We start from the raw sequence: 19,033 nt of genomic DNA on the forward strand, positions 1-19,033 counted from the left end.
CCGCCCGCCTAGCTTGCCGGGCGGGTGGAGACCTCGTGCACCAGCGCGACCACCCGGGTCAGCACCTCGGGGTCGGTCTCCGGCAGCACCCCGTGCCCCAGGTTGAACACGTGGCCGGGGGCGGCCCGCCCCTGGTCGAGGATGCGCCGCACCTCGGCCTCGACCACCGGCCAGGGCGCGAGCAGCACGCACGGGTCCAGGTTGCCCTGCACCGCCTTGTCCGGGCCGATCCGCCCGGTGGCGACGTCCAGCGGGGTACGCCAGTCCACCCCGACCACGTCGGCGCCGGCCTCACCCATCGCGCCGAGCAGTTCGGCGGTGCCGACCCCGAAGTGGATCCGGGGCAGCCCGGTGTCGGCCAGCCCCGTCAGCACCCGCGTCGAGTGCGGCAGGACGAACCGGCGGTAGTCCGCCGCCGACAGCGCCCCGGCCCACGAGTCGAAGAGCTGCACCGCGGAGACCCCGGCGTCGGCCTGCACCCGCAGGAAGGCCAGCGTCACGTCGGCGAGCCGGTCACAGAGCGCGTGCCAGAGGTCCGGGTCGCCGTACATCAGCGCCTTGGTCTTCGCGTGGGTCCGCGACGGGCCCCCCTCGACCAGGTAGCTGGCCAGGGTGAACGGGGCACCGGCGAAGCCGATCAGCGGGGTGTCGCCCAGCTCGCCGACGAGCAGCCGGACGGCCTCGTCCACGTAGGACACGTCGGTGACGTCGATCGGGTGGATCCGGTCCACGTCGGCGGCGGTCCGGATCGGCTCGGCCACCACCGGGCCGGTGCCCGGGACGATGTCCAGCTCGACCCCGGCCGCCGCGACCGGCACCACGATGTCGCTGAACAGGATCGCCGCGTCCACCCCGTGCCGGCGTACCGGCTGGAGGGTGATCTCGGTGACCAGGTCGGGCCGGCGGCAGGACTCCAGCATCGCCACGTTCGCCCGGATCTCCCGGTACTCCGGGAGGCTGCGACCGGCCTGGCGCATGAACCAGACGGGCGTGTGTGGGCCGGGCTCCCGCCGGCAGGCCCGGACGAACGGCGAGTCCGCTGGCCCCCGGCGAGGTTCGTCTCGGGCGTCGGCGCCCGCGGTGGTGGTCGTCATCGCCCCCATCGTTGCACGCCCCGGACGCGCTCCCGCCGCGCCCGCCCGCACTGTGATCCGGTCGGCGATCCGGTCGACGTCGGGGCCGGGCGCCACCACCACCGCAACACCCTCCGGAACCGGTCGATAACCGACCGTCCACGCTCCTGGCCGGGGCGTTGGTGCTGCTCGGCGCGCCGCTCGGCGGGCACCCCGATCGCGGCATAGAGTCGCCGACATGGCCCCCCCGATCGCGTACCCGGAGACCTTCGCCCGCGCGGTCGCCGGGCTGCGGTCGGCCACCCCCCGGGCGGAGATCGTGCTGGAGGAGGTGGGCGCGCCGCAGCGGCTCGCCCCCTACGCGTTCGCGCTCTCCGCGACCGTGCTGCGCGACGGCGACGACGTGGCGACCGGCCGGCTGATCCTGTTGCACGACCCGGCCGGGCACGAGGGGTGGCAGGGCACCCTGCGCCTGGTCACGTACGTCACCGCCGATCTGGAGGCGGACCTGGCCGCCGACCCGCTGCTGCCCGCCGTGGGCTGGACCTGGCTGACCGACGCGCTGGACGCCCAGGAGGCCCGGCACCGCGCCCTCGGCGGGACGGTCACCCAGACCATGTCGACCCGCTTCGGCGAACTGGCCGGCCCGCCCACCACCGGCGACATCGAGATCCGCGCCTCCTGGACCCCGCTCGGCGACGAGCTGGTGCGGCACCTGATGGCCTGGTGCACCCTGCTCGCCTCCACCGCCGGCCTGCCCCCGCCCGGGGTCACCCCGCTGTCGGAGCGTCGCCCCGCCGGCACCGCCTGAGCGGCGACACCGGCGAGGCACCGGGCCCCGGACTCAGAGGTACCGCTCGGCCTCGTCGCAGATCGCCTCCAGGCCCTGGCTCGCCCGGCTGAACCCGGCCTGGTCGTTGCGGGCCGCCGCGCCCAGCGCTGTGGTCAGCCGGTTCAGGCAGTTGGCGATGACCCGCTTCTGCCGGGCCTGCTCGTCCCGGTCGTTGCGGGTGCCGGTGAGGTCCTGCTGGGTGTCGGCGAGCCGGTCCTGGGCGGACTTCAGCTCACCCCGGAGCTTCTCCAACTCGGTGGCCCGGTTGCCGCTCTCGGTGACCGCGGCGGCGAGCCTCTTCTCGGTGCCGTCCAGGTCGTTGCGGGTGGCGACGAAGAGCGCGGTCATCACGCCGCCGAAGACCAGCAGCAGCCCGGCCACCAGCCCGAGGACGATCGCCGCCCGGCTGCGCCGACGCGGGGCCGGGGCGGACGCCCCGGACGGCGGTACCGCGCCCGGGGGCGGAAAGCCCGGCTGCCCGTACGGCGGCCCGGACTGCGGCGTCGGCGCGAACGGCAGAGCCGGCGCGAACGGCGGCCCGGACGAGGGGGCACCCGCGTGCGGCATCCCGTACGGCGGCCCGGACTGCGGTGCCGGCGCGAACGGCGGCCCGGACTGCGGCGGGACGAAGGCCGGCGGCCCCACCGGCGGCGCCCCGTACGGCGTGCCCGGTGCCGGGGACCCGGCGATCGGCTGGTCGGCCGACGCCGCGACCGGGGGCGCCGACAGCGGCCGGGTCGCCGGGGTGACCGGCACGGGCCGGGTCGCCGGGGGCACCGACAGCGCACGCGTGGTCGGGTCCTCCGCCGGAGTCACCGCCATCGCCTGGGTGGGCGGCTCGACCGGCGGCGTCACCGCGAACGGCCGCGTGGCCGGCTCACCCACCGGCGGCGTCACCGCCATCGCCTGCGTGGCGGGCTCGGTGGGCCGACCGGTCGACCCGAACCGGTCGGTGGCCGGCTCGTCGGACGCCGCGGTCACCGGCATCGCCCGCGTCAGCGGCTCGCTCGGCGTCGCGGTCTGGAACCGCTCGGTCGCCGGCTCGAACCGCTCCGTCGCGGGGTCGATCGGCTCGGTGGCCGGCTCGATCCGCTCGGTCGCGGGGTCGATCGGCTCGGTACGGGGTTCCGGGGCGTCGGCGTCGGGCGTGGTCACGGGCGGCTGGCCGGCGGTGGGCGGGCTGCCGTAGACGGCCCCCCGGGGCACCTGGGGGCTGGGCACGGTCGGTGGTTCGGGGGAGGATCCCTGCGGACCAGTCGGTGGCTGGGTCATCTCTCTTCCTCCAGGTGGATGGTCCGTGCCGGGCCGGCCGGAACGGTGTCCGGACGGCGCGACGATCGGGCGGGGCGACCGGCCCCGGGGTCAGCAGATGTCGAAGCCGTCGCAGGCGGTCTTGATCGGCACCGCCAGTCCGATGCCCTCGGCGTTGCGCGCCTTCGCGGTGGCGATGCCGACGACCTCCTTCGCCCCGTTGATCACCGGACCACCCGAGTTGCCGGGGTTGATCGGGGCGTCGAACTGGATCATCGGGCCGCTGTTGCCCTCCGCCCGGCGGAACGCGCTCACCACGCCCGTGGTCACGCTGTCCTCCAGGCCGAGCGGGGCGCCGACGACGACGATCTGCTGACCGGAGCGGACCTCGTCGGGGGCGGCCACGAGCCCGTCGAACTTCTCGGTGGTCCGCAGGTGGGCCACGTCGTTGGCCTCGTCGACAGCGACGATGGTGGCGGGGAACCGCTGGTCGGTCCGCTCCAGGAAGACCTGCCGGCCACCGAACGACCAGAGCGACTCGACCACGTGGTAGTTCGTGAACAGGTTCGTCCCGCCCCCGGAGGCCGGCTCGCCGACGGCGAACGCGGTGCCGGTGGAGTTGCCGGCCCGGACCCGGAAGACGCTGGGCAGCACGGCGGCCGCGATGTCCTCCGGGCTGAAGGTCTGCCGTTCCAGCGCCTCCGCCCGCCCCTCCAGGCTCTCCAGCCGGGAACTGTCGCTGCCCTGCGCCTCCTCGAGCCGCTGACCGAGGTCGTTCGCCCGGCCGGTGAGCTGATGGATCTGGTACGCCTGGAAACCGGCCACCGGCAGCAGCACGGCGACGAGGAGCAGCGCCACGACGGCGAGTCCACGGCCCCGCGCGGGCGGCCGGCCCGGCCCCGCCGGCGGCCAGGTGCCGGGCGGCGGGGTGCCGGACGGCAGCGGCCCAGCCGGCGTACCGCTGGTCGCGACCGGCCCGGAGGTCGGCGTGCCGCTGGTCGGCGTCGCGCCGGGCCACGGCCCCGGCCGGCCCCACGGGTTCGACGCGCCCGGACCGGGCTGGCCGGCGCCCGCCCCGCTGCTCGGCGGCTGCGGGCCCCGCCCCGGCGTGCCCGGCCCGCCGGCGGCCGGCGGGTTCCCGCCCGGAGCGGTGGCGGCCGGATACGTGCCGCCGACCGGTTGGCCCGGGTCGGCGGTGGGCTGGCGTGGCGCGGGCGGCGCGTACCCCGGTGGGGGCGCCGAGGCCACGGCGGCGGGCGACCAGCCGGCGGCGGGTGGGGAGCCGGGCACCGCGGCGCTCCCACTGGCCAGCCGGCCGGCGGCACCCGGCGGGTACGGTCCGGCCGGCGGGCGGGGCTCGAACCGGGGCGGCAACGGGCCCGGCCGCACCGCCTGGTCCGGTACGCCGGGCTCCGCGTCACGATCCGGGCCGCCACCGCCCGAGTAACCAGCCGTCATGATCGCTGCGCCCTCCCCATAGCCGCCCCGCTGTCCCCTGCCGGTTCGTCCGCCCGGTCGGCAGCCCTCTTCCGCCCGGTCGGCAGCCCTCGTTCCGCCGGTCGGCAGCCCTCGTTCCGCCGGTCGGCAGCCCTCGTTCCGCCGGTCGGCAGCCCTCGTTCCGCCGGTCGGCAGCCCGATGGACCGTACCTGCGTGGTCGGCGTTTGTCTTCCCTGATGTCCGACCCTGCCATCCGGGGTCAAGCCCCCGCCGCGCACCCCTGGTCGGGCCCGTTGCGGCCGCGTGGTCACGCTTCGTCCGGCCGGTGTCCACGTGCCGTCCGCGTGCCGTCCAGCCGCCACACGCCGGCCCGGCTGCACACGAGAGTTCACGTCGCGCACTAGGGTTGTCAGGTGACCGACGAACCACCCCTGCGCCGTCGGGCCGCCGAAAGTCGTGCGGGAAACGGACCGCAGCACCCGTCGCCCCCCATCGAGGCGGCGACGGACAGCACCCCGACCTCCGGCGGGCCCGTACCGTTGACCGCTCCGCGTGACGGCACACCCGAGCCGGTGGCGACACCGGACGCCCTCGCCGACGTGGTGGCCCGCTTCGCCGCCGGCACCGGCCCGGTCGCCCTGGACGCCGAACGCGCCTCGGGCTACCGCTACAGCCAGCGGGCGTACCTGGTGCAGCTACGCCGGGCCGGGGCGGGCACGGTGCTGATCGATCCGCTGCCGTTGCCCGACCTGGGCGGCCTGGACGCCGTGATCGGCGAGGCCGAGTGGGTGCTGCACGCGGCCAGCCAGGATCTGCCCTGCCTGGCCGAGCTGGGGCTGCGCCCGCGTCGGCTCTTCGACACCGAGCTGGCGGCCCGGCTGGCGGGCTTCGAGCGGGTCGGGCTGGCCGCGCTGACCGAGCAGCTCCTCGGCTTCACGCTGGAGAAGCACCACTCGGCCGCCGACTGGTCGAGCCGGCCGCTGCCCGAGTCCTGGCTGACGTACGCCGCCCTGGACGTGGAGCTGCTCACCGAGCTCCGGGACGCGCTCGACGCGGAGCTGCACCGGCAGGGCAAGTCGCAGTGGGCGGCGGAGGAGTTCGCCGCGCTGGTCCGCTCCGGTGCCCGCCCGCCCCGGGTCCGGGCCGAGCCGTGGCGGCGTACCTCCGGCATCCACCGGCTGCGGGGGGCGCGGGCGCAGGCCCGGGTCCGCTCGCTGTGGTACGCCCGGGACCAGATCGCGGCCCGGCGGGACGCGGCGCCGGGCCGGGTGCTGCCCGACTCGGCGATCGTCGCCGCCGCCGAACTCGACCCGAAGGACGAGCAGACGCTGCTGACCCTGCCCGGTTTCGGTGGCCGGTCGGTACGCCGGCTGGCGCGGACCTGGCTGTCCGCCCTCGACGACGCCCGGCGGCTGCCGGACGAGGAGCTGCCGGTGAACCCGACGGTCGAGGGGCCCCCGCCGCCGCACCGGTGGGCGGAACGGGACCCGGTGGCCGCCGGCCGGCTGGCCCGGTGCCGGGAGGTGGTGGTCCGGATCGCCGGGGAGCACACGCTGCCCCCGGAGAACCTGATCACCCCTGACTCGGTCCGCCGGCTCGCCTGGCAGCCCCCCGAGGAGATCACCGAGCAGACCGTCGCGGAGGTGCTGCGCGGCTTCGGCGCGCGCGAGTGGCAGCTCACCCTCCTGGTCCCCACCCTCACCCCCGCCCTCCTCCCCGTCCCCTGACCCCCACTCCCTGTTCCCGCCCCCACCTGCGTCCTTCTGCCGATCGGGGGGTCTGCGTCCGGCCCACGGCCTTCCGGTGACGCACACCCCTCGATCGACGCAGCCGGGCGGGGCGGGTGATCAGCGCGGCCGGGCGGGCGGGGAGCCGGGGGTGGGGTGCAGGGTTGGTTACTGGCGAGTAGCATTTGGGGAAATGCCAGTGCCGGCAAGGAGGCTCCAAGTGCCCCGTGAAGTTCGGGACGTCGTCTTCGTCGACGGCGTCCGCACCCCGTTCGGCAAGGCGGGTGGCATGTACGCCCACACCCGCGCCGACGACCTGGTGATCCGATGCATCCGTGAGCTGCTGCGCCGCAACCCGCAACTACCGCCGGAACGGGTCGAGGAGGTCGCCGTCGCCGCCACGACGCAGACCGGCGACCAGGGCCTCACCATCGGCCGGACCGCCGCCCTGCTGGCCGGCCTGCCCAAGACCGTTCCCGGCTTCGCCATCGACCGGATGTGCGCGGGCGCGATGACCGCCGTCACCAGCGTGGCGGGCGGCATCGCGATGGGCGCCTACGACGTGGCCATCGCCGGTGGTGTCGAGCACATGGGCCGGCACCCGATGGGCGAGGGTGTCGACCCCAACCCACGGATCCTGGCCGAGAAGCTAGTCGACCCGTCCGCCCTGGTGATGGGGGCCACCGCGGAGAACCTGCACGACCGCGTCCCGCACGTCACCAAGGAACGCGCCGACGCGTTCGCGCTCGCCTCGCAGGTCAAGACCGCGAAGGCGTACGCCAACGGCAAGCTCCAGCCCGACCTGGTCCCGGTCGCGATCCGCGACGACGAGGGCGGCTGGGGGCTGGCCACGGCGGACGAGGCCCCCCGGGAGACCTCGCTGGAGAAGCTCGCCACCCTGAAGACCCCGTTCCGCCCGCACGGGAAGGTCACCGCGGGCAACGCGGCCGGCCTGAACGACGGCGCCACGGCCAGCCTGATCGCCGCCGAGTCCACCGCCCGCGAGCTGGGCCTGCCGGTCGCCATGCGGCTGGTGTCGTACGGGTACGTCGGGGTGGAGCCCGAGGTGATGGGGGTCGGCCCGATCCCGTCGACGGAGAAGGCGCTGCGCGTCGCCGGGCTGACCATCGACGACATCGGCCTGTTCGAGCTGAACGAGGCGTTCGCCGTGCAGGTGCTCGCCTTCCTCGACCACTTCGGCATCGCCGACGACGACCCCCGGGTCAACCAGTGGGGTGGCGCGATCGCCATCGGGCACCCGCTCGCCTCCTCCGGCGTCCGGCTGATGACCCAGCTCGCCCGGCAGTTCGCCGAGCACCCCGAGGTCCGCTACGGCCTCACCGCCATGTGCGTGGGCATCGGCATGGGCGGCAGCGTGATCTGGGAGAACCCACACTGGACGGAGTCCGGCGAGCCGGCACAGCGGGAGGGTGGCGACAAGTGAGCCTCACGGCACCGAACGAGGTGGTCACCCGGGCGCTGGTCCGTCAGGTGACCGTACCGGGGCTGGACCGGCCGGCCGCCCTGATCACGCTGGACAACGGACACGACCACACCAAGCCGAACACCTTCGGCCCGGCCGGGCTGGCCAGCCTGGACGAGGCGATCACCACCGCCCTGGCGGCGGACCCGGCCTTCGTCGCGGTCACCGGCAAGCCGTACATCTTCTGTGTCGGCGCGGACCTCACCAGCCTGCCGCTGCTGGCCGACCGGGACCAGGCGCTGGAGATCGGCCGGCTCGGTCACCGGGTCTTCGCCCGGCTGAAGGACAGCGCCGTGCCCACCTTCGCCTTCGTCAACGGCGCGGCGATGGGCGGCGGCCTGGAACTGGCCCTGCACTGCCACTACCGGACCCTGTCGGCGGGCGCGAACGCGCTGGCGCTGCCCGAGGTCTCGCTCGGGCTGGTCCCCGGCTGGGGCGGCACCCAACTGCTGCCGAACCTGATCGGCATCCCCGCCGCGACCCAGGTGATCATCCAGAACCCGCTCATGCAGAACCGGATGCTCAAGCCGAAGCAGGCCGCCGAGATGGGCGTCGCGGACGTGCTGCTGGAGCCGGCGGACTTCCTGGAGCGGTCCCTGGAGTGGGCCGCCGGGGTGGTGCGGGGCGAGGTCACCGTGACCCGGCCCGAGGTCGACAAGGACATGTGGGCCGGCGTGCTGTACTTCGCCCGGCAGACCCTCGACCAGCGGCTGCACGGCGCGGTGCCGGCCGCGTACGCGGCGTTGGACCTGTTGGAGACCTCGAAGGACGCCGACTTCGCCACCGGTACCGCCGCCGAGGACGAGGCGCTGGCGGACCTGATCTTCTCCGAGGAGCTGCGCAGCGGCCTGTACGCCTTCGACCTGGTGCAGCGGCGGGCCAAGCGGCCGGCCGGGGCGCCGGACAAGGAGCTGGCCCGGCCGGTCACCAAGGTCGGCATCGTCGGGGCCGGGCTGATGGCCAGCCAGCTCGCGCTGCTGTTCGCCCGCCGCCTCCAGGTGCCGGTCGTGCTGACCGATCTCGACCAGGCCCGGGTGGACAAGGGCGTGGGCTACGTGCACGCCCAGATCGAGAAGCAGGTCAGCAAGGGCCGGATGGACAAGGGCACCGCCGCCAAGCTGTACGGCCTGGTCAGCGGCGCGCCCACGGCGGAGGCCCTCGACCCGTCGGCGGCGGGACAGCGCACGTCGTTCGCCGACTGCGACTTCGTCATCGAGGCGGTCTTCGAGGACCTGGAGGTCAAGAAGCAGGTCTGGGCCGACCTGGAGAAGGTCGTCACGCCCCAGGCGGTGCTGGCGACGAACACGTCCTCGCTGTCGGTCACCGCCATGGCGGCCGACCTGGCGCACCCGGAGCGGGTGGTCGGCTTCCACTTCTTCAACCCGGTCGCCGTGCTGCCGCTGCTGGAGATCGTCCGGGGCCAGCGGACCGACGAGGCCGCCCTGGCCACCGCGTTCGCCGTCGGCAAGCAGCTCAGGAAGTCCTGCGTGCTGGTGAAGGACGCCCCGGCGTTCGTGGTCAACCGGCTGCTGACCCGCTTCCTCGGCACGGTCTTCGCCGCCGTGGACGCCGGCACCCCGCTGGAGGTGGCGAACAACGCGCTGGACCCGCTGGGTCTGCCGATGCGTCCGCTCGCGCTGCTCCAGCTCGTCGGCCCGGCCGTGGCGCACCACGTGGCCGGCACCCTGCACGCCGCCTACCCGGACCGGTTCGCGGTCAGCGAGAACCTGCGGCGGATCGCCGAGTCCGGTCAGCCGGTGGTCGTCGACGACGAGATCAACCCCGAGGTGACCACGCTGCTGGTGGTCGGCGACCAGCCGCTCACCGCCGAGCAGGTCCGCCACGACGCGCTCGACGCGCTGGCGCAGGAGGTCCGGCTGATGCTCGACGAGGGCGTCGTCGCCGAGGCGCAGGACATCGACCTGTGCCTGATCCTCGGCGCGGGGTGGCCGTTCCACCTGGGCGGCGTCACGCCGTACCTGGACCGGACCGGGGCCAGCGAGCGGGTCACCGGCCAGCGGTTCCTGCCGCGCGGGGCGGCGAGCCTGCCCGCCTGATCCCCGTACCCCCACCCGTCGCGGTGGTCGGTGGCGTCCTCGACGTCCCCGGCCACCGCGACGGCGTTCTACCGGGGCGGTGGCCTTCAGGGGCGGTGGGCGGTGGCGGGAGGCCCTACGATCACCCGACCACCGCCTCTCGCCTGGAGCCGACCGATGTCGCAGCCGCCGGCCACCCCGTACCCTCCCCCGGCGCGGGGGTCGCACCCGGCCCGGGTCCTGCTGACCGTGGTCGCCGTGGTGCTGGCGCTCTGTGGGGGCGGTACGGCGGTGGCCTGGTACGCCCTGCGGGACGAGGTGGCCGAGGTCGTCGAGGCGACCGGCACCCGGGTGGTGGCCCCGGAGACCCTGGCCGGCCGGCCGAAGGTGACCGACCCGGAGTTGCAGCGGCTCGCCGACCAGACGGTCCGCCAGATGCGGTCCACGGTGCGGGACGGGAACAGCACCGTGGCCGCCTTCTACGGCGACCCCGACACCGGTGACCTGGTCATGGTCGCCGCAGCCGCCGGGCTGCTCGCCGACCCGGAGCGGGAACTCGACCGCAGTGTCGAGGGGCTCGCCACCGACCTGGGAGTGGCGGCCGTCGCCCCGGTGGAGCCGGGACCGCTCGGCGGGGCGGCGCGGTGCGGCGACGGGCGGGCCCAGGGCCTGCCGCTCGGGGTCTGTGTCTGGGCGGACCGGGGCAGCCTCGGCCTGGTCGTCCTCTTCGACGCCGCCGGGGCGGACGCGCGCGCGGAGTTCGTCACCATCCGGGGCCAGGTCGAGCGGCGCGACTGAGCCGTGCCGCCGGGCGGCCATCCGCACCCCGGCCCCGGCCCGGCCGGCTCACTCAGCCGAGCCACCAGGCGATCGCCGCCAGGGTGACCATGGACAGCGCGGTGCTGGCGATGACGCTGCGCCGGGCCAGCGAGCCCGCCTGGCCGTACTCCCGGGCGTAGATGTAGGTGTTCTGCGCGGTGGGCAGCGCGGCGCAGACCACCAGCGCCAGGAGGGCGGCCGGGCCGAGGCCGGCGAGCGTGCCGATCAGCCACGCCAGGGCCGGCTGGACGACCAGTTTCAGCCCGGAGAAGACCGCCACCTGGGCCCCCTCCCCGGCCGGGCGCTCCCCCCGGGTGTTCAGCGACAGGCCGAGCGTGACCAGCGCGGCGGGCACCGCCGCCGCGCCGAGCAGGGCCAGCGGCTCGGCCACCAGAGCGGGTACCCGCCAGCCGAAGCCGGAGCAGGCCGCGCCGAGCGTCAGGCCGGCGATGACCGGGTTGCGCAGCGGCAGGCTCAGCAGCCGGCCCGGCCGCAGCCGGCGGCCCGCGCCCAGATCCAGCAGGATCAGGATCACCGGGGTGACCACCAGCACCTGGAAGAGCAGCACCTCGGTCAGGAACGCCGCGCTGCCCAGCACCTGCAACACCACCGGGATGCCCAGGTTCGCGGCGTTGACGTACCCGGCGGCCATCGCCGCGATGGTCGCTTCCCCCACCCCGGGCCGGGCGACCTCCGCCGGGCCGGCGGCGTCCTGCCCGTCCCGCCGACCCCCCGGGCCACGGCTCCACGGGGCACGTCGACCCCACCAGCCACGACCCCACCAGCCACGCCGGTCCCGCCGGCTCGCACGACCGAACCGGCGCAGGACCGGGCCGGTCAGGGCGAAGCCGAGCCCCATGGTCACCACGGTGCTGACCGCGAACGCCCCGAGGGCCCGGGCGTCGAAGGTCAGCGGGTTGCGCGACAGCGCGGTGAACAGCGCCGCCGGCATGGCCAGGTGGAAGACGAACCCGCCGAGCACCCGGTCGGCGTCCGCGCCCAGCAGCCGGTACCGGCCGGCCAGCCAACCGATCCCGGTCAGCAGCCAGATCGGGACGAAGGCCGCGAGCACCCGGGCAGCCTACGGGCCGGTCGGCACCCGCTCGGCGCTGCCCGCGCGGGGTAGGGTGACCGTCACCTCCAGGCCGCCGCCGTTCTGCGCGACCACCCGTACCCGGCCGCCGTGCGCGCCACAGACGGCCCGGACGATGGAGAGCCCCAGGCCGGAGCCGCGCGCCCCGGTCCGTTCCCGGCCGCCGCGCCGGAACGGCTCGAACAGCCCCGGCACGTCCGCCTGGTCCACCTCGAAGCCGGTGTTGCCCACCACCAGCCAGGAGTGCTCCCCCTCGGTGCCGGTGCGCACCCAGAGCCGCCCGTGCAGGTGGTTGTAGCGGACCGCGTTCTCGATGAGGTTGCCGGCCAGCCGGTCCAGCAGGCCCGGATCGCCGACCACCGGCGCGGGCGCCAGGTCGGTCTCCACCCGCAGGCCGATCCGCTCCACCTCGCGCCGGACCGCCGACAGCGCGTTGGCCGTGCCGTGGGCCAGGTCACACTCGGTCCGCCGGCCCAGCGGCCGACCGGACTGGGCCTCGCTGCGGGCGAGCACCAGCAGGGCGTCGACCAGCCCGTTGGCCCGCTCGGAGGCGTCCCGGACCACGGTGGCCATCCGGCGGTACTCGGCGGTGTCCGCCTCGTCGTCGCTGAGCGTCACGTCGACCTCGGTCCGCATCACCGCCAGCGGGGTCCGCAGCTCGTGCGAGGCGTTGGCGACGAAGCGCTTCTGCGCCTCGAACGCCTCGGCGAGCCGGTCCAGCATCGCGTCGAAGGTCTTCGCCAGCTCGGCCACCTCGTCGTCCGCGCCCTGGTACCCGATCCGCTGGTCGAGGGTGGCCTCGCCGAGCCGCCGGGCGGTGGCGGTGACCTGGTGCAGCGGGCGCAGCGCCCGGCCGGCGACCGCGTACGCCCCGGCCACGCCGACGACGCTGATCCCGACCAGCGCGAGCAGGCCGGTGACCAGCAGCTCCCGTGACGCCGCGTCGGCCACCTGCTGCTGCCATCCCCCCGCGTCCAGCACCCGGCCGTCGGCGAGCACCACCGTGCTCTCCGGGGCCAGCTCGTCGGTGAGCCGTACCCCGTCCCGGACCAGCAGCCAGGCCAGGAACAGCAGGATCGCCCCGGTGCTCACCAGCAGCACCCCGTTGAGCACGGTGAGCCGCAGGCGCAGGGTGGGACGCAGCCGGGGGCGGCGGGTCACGCCGGCACCTCGGCGGTGCGGTAACCGGCGCCCACCACCGTCTCGATCAGCGACGGGTCGCCGAGCTTCTTGCGCAACGTCATCACGGTGACCCGGACGATGGTGGTGAACGGATCGGTGTTGGCGTCCCAGACCCGCTCCAGCAGCTCCTCGCTGGAGACCACCGCCCCGCGCGCCTTGAGCAGTTCGCAGAGCACCCCGAACTCCTTGTTGGTCAGGTCGACGGGCGCCCCGCCCCGGGTGACCACCCGGCGGGCCGGGTCGAGCACCAGGTCGGCCAGTTCGAAGACCGGCGGCGCGGCCGGGGTGGCCCGCCGACCCAGCGCCTGCACCCGGGCCACCAGCTCGTCGAAGGCGAACGGCTTGGGAAGGTAGTCGTCCGCGCCGAGCTGCAACCCCTCCACCCGGTCGGCGACCGTCCCGCTGGCGGTCAGCATCAGCACCCGGGTCAACGCGCCGGAGGCGGCCAGCTCCGCGCAGATCTGGTCGCCGTGCACGCCGGGCAGGTCGCGGTCCAGGATGACCACGTCGTACCGGGTGACGAAGGCGGCCTCGTGCCCACTGTCACCGTCGTACGCGACGTCCACCGCCATGCCCCGCTTGCGCAACCCGCGCGCGATCGCGTCGGCGAGGTTGCGCTCGTCCTCCACCACCAGCACCCGCATACCGGCCCTCCTCCCCACGCCCCGGACCCAACCTAGTGCCGCCCACCGGTCAGTGGCGCAGCGGCCACACCCCGAAGCCGTCCCGGGTCCGGCAGAGCAGCCGGTCGGCCTCCACCTGACAGTCCCGGTCGGCACCGGGCAGCACGTCGAGCAGCCGGACCTGGGCCGTCTCGACGTCCAGCTCGGCCACCAGCAGTCCCCGCTCCCCGGCCGGGCGCACCAGGACCGGGTTGTCCGGCCGGCCGGACCGGCTCCGGGCCGCGTCCCACGCCCCGACCCGCCCCAGCACCCGGCCGGTGACGGCGTCGAGCACCCCGTACGTGCTCAGCTCCCCGGTCTGGCCGCCGGTGGCGGCCAGGACCAGCAACCGCTCCCCCTGGTCCCGCCAGATCCACCAGCCGTCAATCTGCCAGCGGGTCCGGCCGGTGCCGCGTTCCACCCCCGACATGGGACGGTTGCGCTGGAACGCGCAGAGCACCGTCGGCCCGCAGGAGACGAAGTACTCGACCCGGGGGAAGGAGCCGGTCCAGCGTTGGTCGAGCCGGTCCAGCCCGTACGCGGTGACCGTCGCCGGGCTGCCCTGGCTGACCAGGACCAGGTCGTCGACCACCGAGACGTACGGGCGGGCCGTCGGGTCGGCGGCGACGGTGACCCGCCCCAGCACGGCACCCGTGTCGGCGGAGCGGACCTCGATCCGTCCGCCGGGCGCGGTGAGCACCATCCGGTCGATCCGGCCGTCCCGGGCCACCAGGGCGACCCCGTCCGGACGGGTCGGCAGCACCCAGATCGGGCGACCGGTGGCCACCTCCACCACCCGGGCCTCACCGGCCGCGCCCCGGCCGCTGCTGAGCAGCAGGTTGCCCCCGGTGGTCAGGCTCCCGGTGCCGGGTTGACGCCAGTGCCGGCCGCCGGTCGCGGCGTCGAGCACCACGGTGCCGCCACTGGACTCGTCGACCCCGGACGCGATGACCAGCCCGTCGCGCACCTCGACGTCGAGGAGCCGCACCAGGCCCGGCACCGAGGCCTCCCACAGCTTGTCGAGGCCCGCCCGGGGGCGGCCCGGGGTGGGCAGCGCCCAGGCGGTCAGCCGGGGAGTGCCACCGGTCTCCGCGCCCTGCCGCTCCAGCACGAAGAGCCGGTCGCCGACGAGCGACGCGGTGGCCCCGACGGTGGCCGGCAGGGTGACCGCCGCCCGCTGTTCCAGCGGCCCGGATGCGGCCGGCGTGGCGAACACCAGCGCCAGCACCAGCACCGACCTCAGGCCGCGCCGGGGCGGGCGCGGTCGGCCGGTGGCCGGCGGCGCCGCGTCGCGCCGCACCTCACCCAGATCGATGATGGTCACCGGTCGTCCTTCCCCGCCCACCGGCCCGGCCGGGTCCGGGCGGGTCCGCCTGTACGATGGCCCGTCGTGGCTGTGCCGGTGGTTAATCCCTCAGTGAATTCCAGGACCGGATCCGCCCCGGGCGGACCCGACGCGACACCACCGCCCCGGCGGCCGCGACGCCGCCCGAACCGGGCCGACACACTGGCCATCGGAGCCTATGTTCTGCTCGGTGTCTTCGTCTGCTTGAACTACTGGGTCGACGTCGAGCAGAGGGTTTCGTCACATTTGCCGACCGACCACAGTTGGTTCGAGTGGCTGTTCTCGCACGGCGCGTACTCCGTCCGGCACCTGGAGAACCCGCTCTTCTCGCTGCGCCAGAACGCCCCGGACGGGGTGAACATGATGGCGAACACCTCGATGCTCGGGGTGACCCTGCCGCTGGCCCCGGTCACCTGGCTGTTCGGCCCCCAGGTGACGTACGCCCTCTACCTGGGCGGGGCGCTCGCCGCGACGGCCGCCACGTCGTACTGGGTGCTCTCCCGGTACCTGGTGCGGTCGCGGACGGCGGCGTTCATCGGCGGCGCGTTCCTGGGTTTCGCCCCCGGCATCGTGCACCACGCCAACGGCCAGCCCAACTTCGTCTCGAACTTCCTGCTCCCGCTGATCATGATCCGGGTGCTCCGGCTCGGCGAGCCGGGACGGTGGCGACGCAACGGCACCGTGCTCGGGCTGCTGGTCGCGTACCAGATCTTCATCAACGAGGAGATGCTGCTGCTCACCGCGCTGGCCTGCCTGGTCATCGTGGTGGCGTACGCGGCGCAGCGTCCGGCGGCGGCCCGCCGGCAGGCCGGCACCTTCCTGGCCGCGCTGGGCACCGGCGGCGGGCTGGCCCTGCTGCTGACCGCGTACCCGATCTGGTTCCAGTTCAACGGACCGCAGTCGTACCGGGGTCTGCAGGGCGGGGTCTTCCACAGTTGGGGCGAGGACCTGGCGGCGTTCGTCACCTTCCCCCGGGACACCATCGCCGGTGACCCGGCGGTGGAGCAGACCATCGGGCTGACCGAGCAGAACACCTGGTTCGGCTGGCCGCTGGTGCTGCTGTCGGTGGTCGCCCTGGTGCTGCTCTGGCGTCGGTCGCTGGTCGCCCGGATCACCGGGATCGTCGCGGTGCTCTTCGCGGCCGCCTCGTTGGGCCCGCGCATCCGGCTCGGCGGCACCGAGACCGAGGTGTACGGCCCGTGGCACTACATCCCGGCGGACCTGCCGCTGATCGAGATGATGATGCCGACCCGCCTCACCCTGGTCACCACCGGCGCGCTCGGCGTCCTGCTCGCGCTGGCCTGGGAGGGGGTCTCCCGGGCCGGCCGGCCGGCCGCCACGGTGCCCGCCCCCCGCGCGCCCGGGGCCGGTCCGGCCCCGGCCGGGTCCACTGCGGACGGTGCCGCCGAGCCCCCGGCGCCGGCCCCGGCCGCGTCGGGCCGCCCGCGCCGCCGCTGGCTGCGGCCGGTCGGGTACGCCGCCGTCGCGCTCGCCGTGCTGCCGCTCTTCCCCCGGCCGCTGCCGGCCGAGCACATCGACCTGCCGCCGCAGTTCATCATGTCCGGGGCCTGGGAGGAGTACGTGCCGCCGGGCCGCACCCTGGTGCCGGTGCCGATCCCGAGCAACGTGCACGGCCTGACCACGCTGCGCTGGAGCGCGCTGACCCAGCACGAGTTCCCGGTACCGGCCGGCTACTTCATCGGCCCCGGCCCCAACGAGGAGGGCATCTTCGGGGCGCCGAACCGGCCGACCAGCACGCTGATCTACTCCACCATGGACAAGGGTGAGGTGCCGGAACTCACCGAGGAGAACCGCCGCCAGGCCGCCGAGGACCTGCGCTACTGGCGGGCCTCCGTCGTGGTGCTCGGCGCCCACCCGCGCGAGGCGGTCCTCCGGGACCTGATGACCGGCCTGCTCGACGCCCAGCCGCAGCGGGTGGACGACGTCTGGCTCTGGGACGTCCGCGACTGACGCCGCCCCGCCGGGCCGGCCGGGTGGGGCCGGCCCGGCAGCCCGCACACGCGGGCAACCGCCGGGGCTGCTGGGATGGTCCGGCCGGACACCGGCCGGTAAATGGGGTCACCGCACGACGGCACGCACGGTGACGCGCGGCGGGCGGGTCAGCCCTGGGACCCGGTCAACGGGCGGACGTCCCACACCCAGACGTCCAGCTCCTGCCGGGCCGGGCCGGCGAACTGCTCGACGGTCTGGCGCAACGGCTCGGAGTTGTGCTGGTCGAGCGGGAGCACCAGCACCGCCGCCCGCCAGTACCGCAGCTCGTCGAGGGAGCGGCGGCGCTGCCGGTCGTCGAGCTTGGGCGTCCGGCCGGTGGCGGAGACCTCCTCCAGCAGCGCGCCCATCCCGTTGGGCCGGCCGCCGAAGCGGCCCGGGTCGCCGGTGTTGGCGTTGCGCGGGGCCAGGAAGTACCCACCGGGGATCTTGAAGTCGAGGTTGGTGGAGGCGGCCCACCGCATCCCGTGCGTGTTGCCCATGCTGGGCACCGGGATCGGGACCAGGGTCTGGTCCGGCCCGACGTACTCCCGCCACCGGTCGGCGGTGATGAACTCGGGCACCGGCGGTCGGGTGGTCATCTTCAGCGGCATCGGCGCGACCGGCAGCAGCGCGAGGACGAGGCCGGAGACGGCCAGGGTCCGACGGGTTTTCGGGTCGGCGATCTTCAGCGCCCGGACCCGGTCGGCGGCGATCGCCAGCAGGATGCCGATCACCACGGTGGTGATCATGCCGAACCGGGTCGGCACCACGGCGTCGAGCAGCGGCAGGCGGACCAGCAGCTCCCAGGGCCCGGGGATGAGCTCCCGGTCCCACCAGGTGATCCGCTCACCGAGGGACAGGATGATGAAGAACGCCCCGGTCGCGGCGAGCGCCCGGACGATCAGCTCCCGGCGCAGCCAGGCCACGATGCCGATCGAGATCAGCGCCAGGCTCCAGCCGAAGAAGGCGTTCTCCTCCGAGTAGTTCGGGGCGAGGTTCACGTTGGCCCGCCGGTCACCGCCGAGGGTGGGCGAGCCCTGCGCGAAGAGCGCCGCGATGTCGTTGCCGTAGTCCTGCACCGCCGAGCTGAGCCCGTGGTACGCCATCGGCCCGGCGAACTGGATGTAGAGCGGGTACGCCAGCAGCGAGCCGGCCACCACGGTGCAGGTCAGCACCGCCTTGCCCAGGGGCCGCCAGGCCGCCTTCCACATCCCGGGCCGCTGCACGACCACGGCGATGAGGAAGATGCCGCAGGCCATCGCGGTGAAGAGCAGGATCTCCTCGTTGATGAACGCCTGCCAGACGACCAGCAGGGCGAGGATCGCGCCGTCCCGCCACGGCCGGGTCGACCGGGTGATGACCATGACCCGCCAGACGATGAACGGGAGCAGCCACTGGCTGATGATGTTCGGGTGCCAACTGGCGTGCGACAGCATGGCCGGCGAGAAGCCGCAGAACCAGCCGCCGACCGCCGCCGCGAGCGGGCTGCGCACCACGTGCCGGGACAGGACGTAGTACCAGGCGAAGGCGGTACCGGAGAGCGCGAACGTGACGAGCACCACGAACGACACGGCCGGGCCGAAGAGCAGGGTGATCGGCACCATCGGGATGCCGAGGGCGAGGATGGCCGTGTTGGCCATCAGGTTGACCCCGTCGGGGTAGTTGAACTGGTCGGTGTAGAACGGGAACTCGCCGTGCAGCACCACCCGTACCGAGTGGGCGAGGAAGAACTGCACCTGCGCCGGGTCGCTGACGTACAGCGACGCCACCCGGCCGGCCGGGTCCACCCAGATCTGGCTGGTCACCCAGAGCGCGGCCAGCAGGAACAGCGCGTACGCGGCCAGGTCCCGCCGCCGCCGGCTGGCCCACCACGGCCGCCGGCCGCCGGACTCCCCGCCCGCAGGCGAGCCACCCGTGGCGGCCGACGGGTCGGCCGCTGACCGCCGGTCGACCCCAGGGTCCGGCACCGCCACCGGTGCGCCCCGACCATCGACGCTGTTGCGCCTGGTGGCGGGGTCGGCGACGGTCAGGGTGTCGGTGTCCAGCGAGGCGGCACGGGTCTCGGCAGGGGTCACAGTCGGCGGAGTCTACCCGAGCGAG

Annotated in this window: 14 protein-coding genes; 6 read left to right on the forward strand and 8 right to left on the reverse strand. The window is 74.9% G+C overall.

Features of this window, described 5'->3' with window-relative positions:
• Nucleotides 1-8: 8 nt before the first annotated feature.
• A complete protein-coding gene (hemE, locus tag ACQUFX_RS16725; protein ID WP_428966974.1) occupies nt 9-1,103 on the reverse strand; it encodes a uroporphyrinogen decarboxylase in 1,095 nt (364 codons plus the stop codon).
• Between the two features lie 208 nt (nt 1,104-1,311).
• Here hemE and ACQUFX_RS16730 point away from each other — a divergent pair, with 208 nt between their 5' ends.
• On the forward strand, nt 1,312-1,884 hold the full coding sequence (locus ACQUFX_RS16730) for a DUF3000 domain-containing protein (protein ID WP_428961316.1): 573 nt from the start codon (nt 1,312-1,314) through the stop codon (nt 1,882-1,884).
• A 33-nt stretch (nt 1,885-1,917) separates the two neighbouring features.
• Here ACQUFX_RS16730 and ACQUFX_RS16735 read toward each other — a convergent pair whose 3' ends face one another.
• Both ACQUFX_RS16735 and ACQUFX_RS16740 read right to left on the reverse strand, forming a co-directional pair.
• Complete coding sequence (locus ACQUFX_RS16735) at nt 1,918-3,177, reverse strand: hypothetical protein (protein ID WP_428961317.1); 1,260 nt, start codon at nt 3,175-3,177, stop codon at nt 1,918-1,920.
• A 90-nt stretch (nt 3,178-3,267) separates the two neighbouring features.
• On the reverse strand, nt 3,268-4,614 hold the full coding sequence (locus ACQUFX_RS16740) for a S1C family serine protease (RefSeq protein ID WP_428961318.1): 1,347 nt from the start codon (nt 4,612-4,614) through the stop codon (nt 3,268-3,270).
• A gap of 393 nt (nt 4,615-5,007) precedes the next feature.
• On the opposite strand from ACQUFX_RS16740, the gene ACQUFX_RS16745 reads away from it, so the two are divergent.
• The 4 genes from ACQUFX_RS16745 to ACQUFX_RS16760 all read left to right on the forward strand — a co-directional run bounded on the left by ACQUFX_RS16745 (nt 5,008) and on the right by ACQUFX_RS16760 (nt 10,638).
• The gene (locus ACQUFX_RS16745) at nt 5,008-6,321 is read left to right on the forward strand and encodes a ribonuclease D (RefSeq protein WP_428961319.1); all 1,314 of its coding nucleotides are present in this window, start codon (nt 5,008-5,010) and stop codon (nt 6,319-6,321) included.
• A 220-nt stretch (nt 6,322-6,541) separates the two neighbouring features.
• Nucleotides 6,542-7,765, forward strand: a complete 1,224-nt coding sequence (locus ACQUFX_RS16750) for a thiolase family protein (protein WP_067365197.1) — start codon at nt 6,542-6,544, stop codon at nt 7,763-7,765.
• On the forward strand, nt 7,762-9,861 hold the full coding sequence (locus ACQUFX_RS16755; protein ID WP_428961320.1) for a 3-hydroxyacyl-CoA dehydrogenase NAD-binding domain-containing protein: 2,100 nt from the start codon (nt 7,762-7,764) through the stop codon (nt 9,859-9,861). The genes ACQUFX_RS16750 and ACQUFX_RS16755 overlap by 4 nt, the downstream gene beginning before the upstream one ends.
• Before the next feature lie 156 nt (nt 9,862-10,017).
• Nucleotides 10,018-10,638, forward strand: a complete 621-nt coding sequence (locus tag ACQUFX_RS16760; protein WP_428961321.1) for a hypothetical protein — start codon at nt 10,018-10,020, stop codon at nt 10,636-10,638.
• Between the two features lie 52 nt (nt 10,639-10,690).
• Here the strand turns inward: ACQUFX_RS16760 and ACQUFX_RS16765 are convergent, their stop codons facing one another.
• The 4 genes from ACQUFX_RS16765 to ACQUFX_RS16780 are packed head-to-tail and all read right to left on the reverse strand — an operon-like array spanning nt 10,691 to nt 14,920.
• On the reverse strand, nt 10,691-11,731 hold the full coding sequence (locus ACQUFX_RS16765) for an AEC family transporter (protein WP_428961322.1): 1,041 nt from the start codon (nt 11,729-11,731) through the stop codon (nt 10,691-10,693).
• Between the two features lie 9 nt (nt 11,732-11,740).
• Nucleotides 11,741-12,913: a sensor histidine kinase gene (locus tag ACQUFX_RS16770; protein ID WP_428961323.1), complete on the reverse strand. Its 1,173-nt coding sequence runs from the start codon at nt 12,911-12,913 to the stop codon at nt 11,741-11,743.
• Entirely contained in the window at nt 12,910-13,578 is a 669-nt protein-coding gene (locus ACQUFX_RS16775; protein WP_428961324.1) for a response regulator transcription factor, read from the reverse strand. Before ACQUFX_RS16775 ends, ACQUFX_RS16770 begins: the two co-directional genes overlap by 4 nt.
• Nucleotides 13,579-13,627: 49 nt before the next feature.
• Nucleotides 13,628-14,920 carry a hypothetical protein gene (locus ACQUFX_RS16780; RefSeq protein WP_428961325.1) on the reverse strand — a complete coding sequence of 431 codons (1,293 nt, stop codon included), beginning with the start codon at nt 14,918-14,920 and terminating at the stop codon, nt 13,628-13,630.
• Nucleotides 14,921-14,998: 78 nt separating this feature from the next.
• Here ACQUFX_RS16780 and ACQUFX_RS16785 point away from each other — a divergent pair, with 78 nt between their 5' ends.
• Complete coding sequence (locus ACQUFX_RS16785; RefSeq protein WP_428961326.1) at nt 14,999-16,912, forward strand: hypothetical protein; 1,914 nt, start codon at nt 14,999-15,001, stop codon at nt 16,910-16,912.
• Nucleotides 16,913-17,061: 149 nt separating this feature from the next.
• Here the strand turns inward: ACQUFX_RS16785 and ACQUFX_RS16790 are convergent, their stop codons facing one another.
• The gene (locus ACQUFX_RS16790; protein ID WP_428961327.1) at nt 17,062-19,008 is read right to left on the reverse strand and encodes a glycosyltransferase family protein; all 1,947 of its coding nucleotides are present in this window, start codon (nt 19,006-19,008) and stop codon (nt 17,062-17,064) included.
• Nucleotides 19,009-19,033 lie beyond the last annotated feature (25 nt).

Origin of the sequence: Micromonospora fluostatini, from assembly GCF_050410825.1 — a bacterium.
Taxonomy (GTDB): domain Bacteria; phylum Actinomycetota; class Actinomycetes; order Mycobacteriales; family Micromonosporaceae; genus Micromonospora; species Micromonospora rosaria.

Bases quoted from the DNA above. Each gene is read 5' to 3' on its own strand.
- hemE (WP_428966974.1), bottom strand. From the start codon at position 1,103: ATGGGGGCGATGACGACCACCACCGCGGGCGCCGACGCCCGAGACGAA.
- ACQUFX_RS16730 (WP_428961316.1), top strand. From the start codon at position 1,312: ATGGCCCCCCCGATCGCGTACCCGGAGACCTTCGCCCGCGCGGTCGCC.
- ACQUFX_RS16735 (WP_428961317.1), bottom strand. From the start codon at position 3,177: ATGACCCAGCCACCGACTGGTCCGCAGGGATCCTCCCCCGAACCACCG.
- ACQUFX_RS16740 (WP_428961318.1), bottom strand. From the start codon at position 4,614: ATGACGGCTGGTTACTCGGGCGGTGGCGGCCCGGATCGTGACGCGGAG.
- ACQUFX_RS16760 (WP_428961321.1), top strand. From the start codon at position 10,018: ATGTCGCAGCCGCCGGCCACCCCGTACCCTCCCCCGGCGCGGGGGTCG.
- ACQUFX_RS16775 (WP_428961324.1), bottom strand. From the start codon at position 13,578: ATGCGGGTGCTGGTGGTGGAGGACGAGCGCAACCTCGCCGACGCGATC.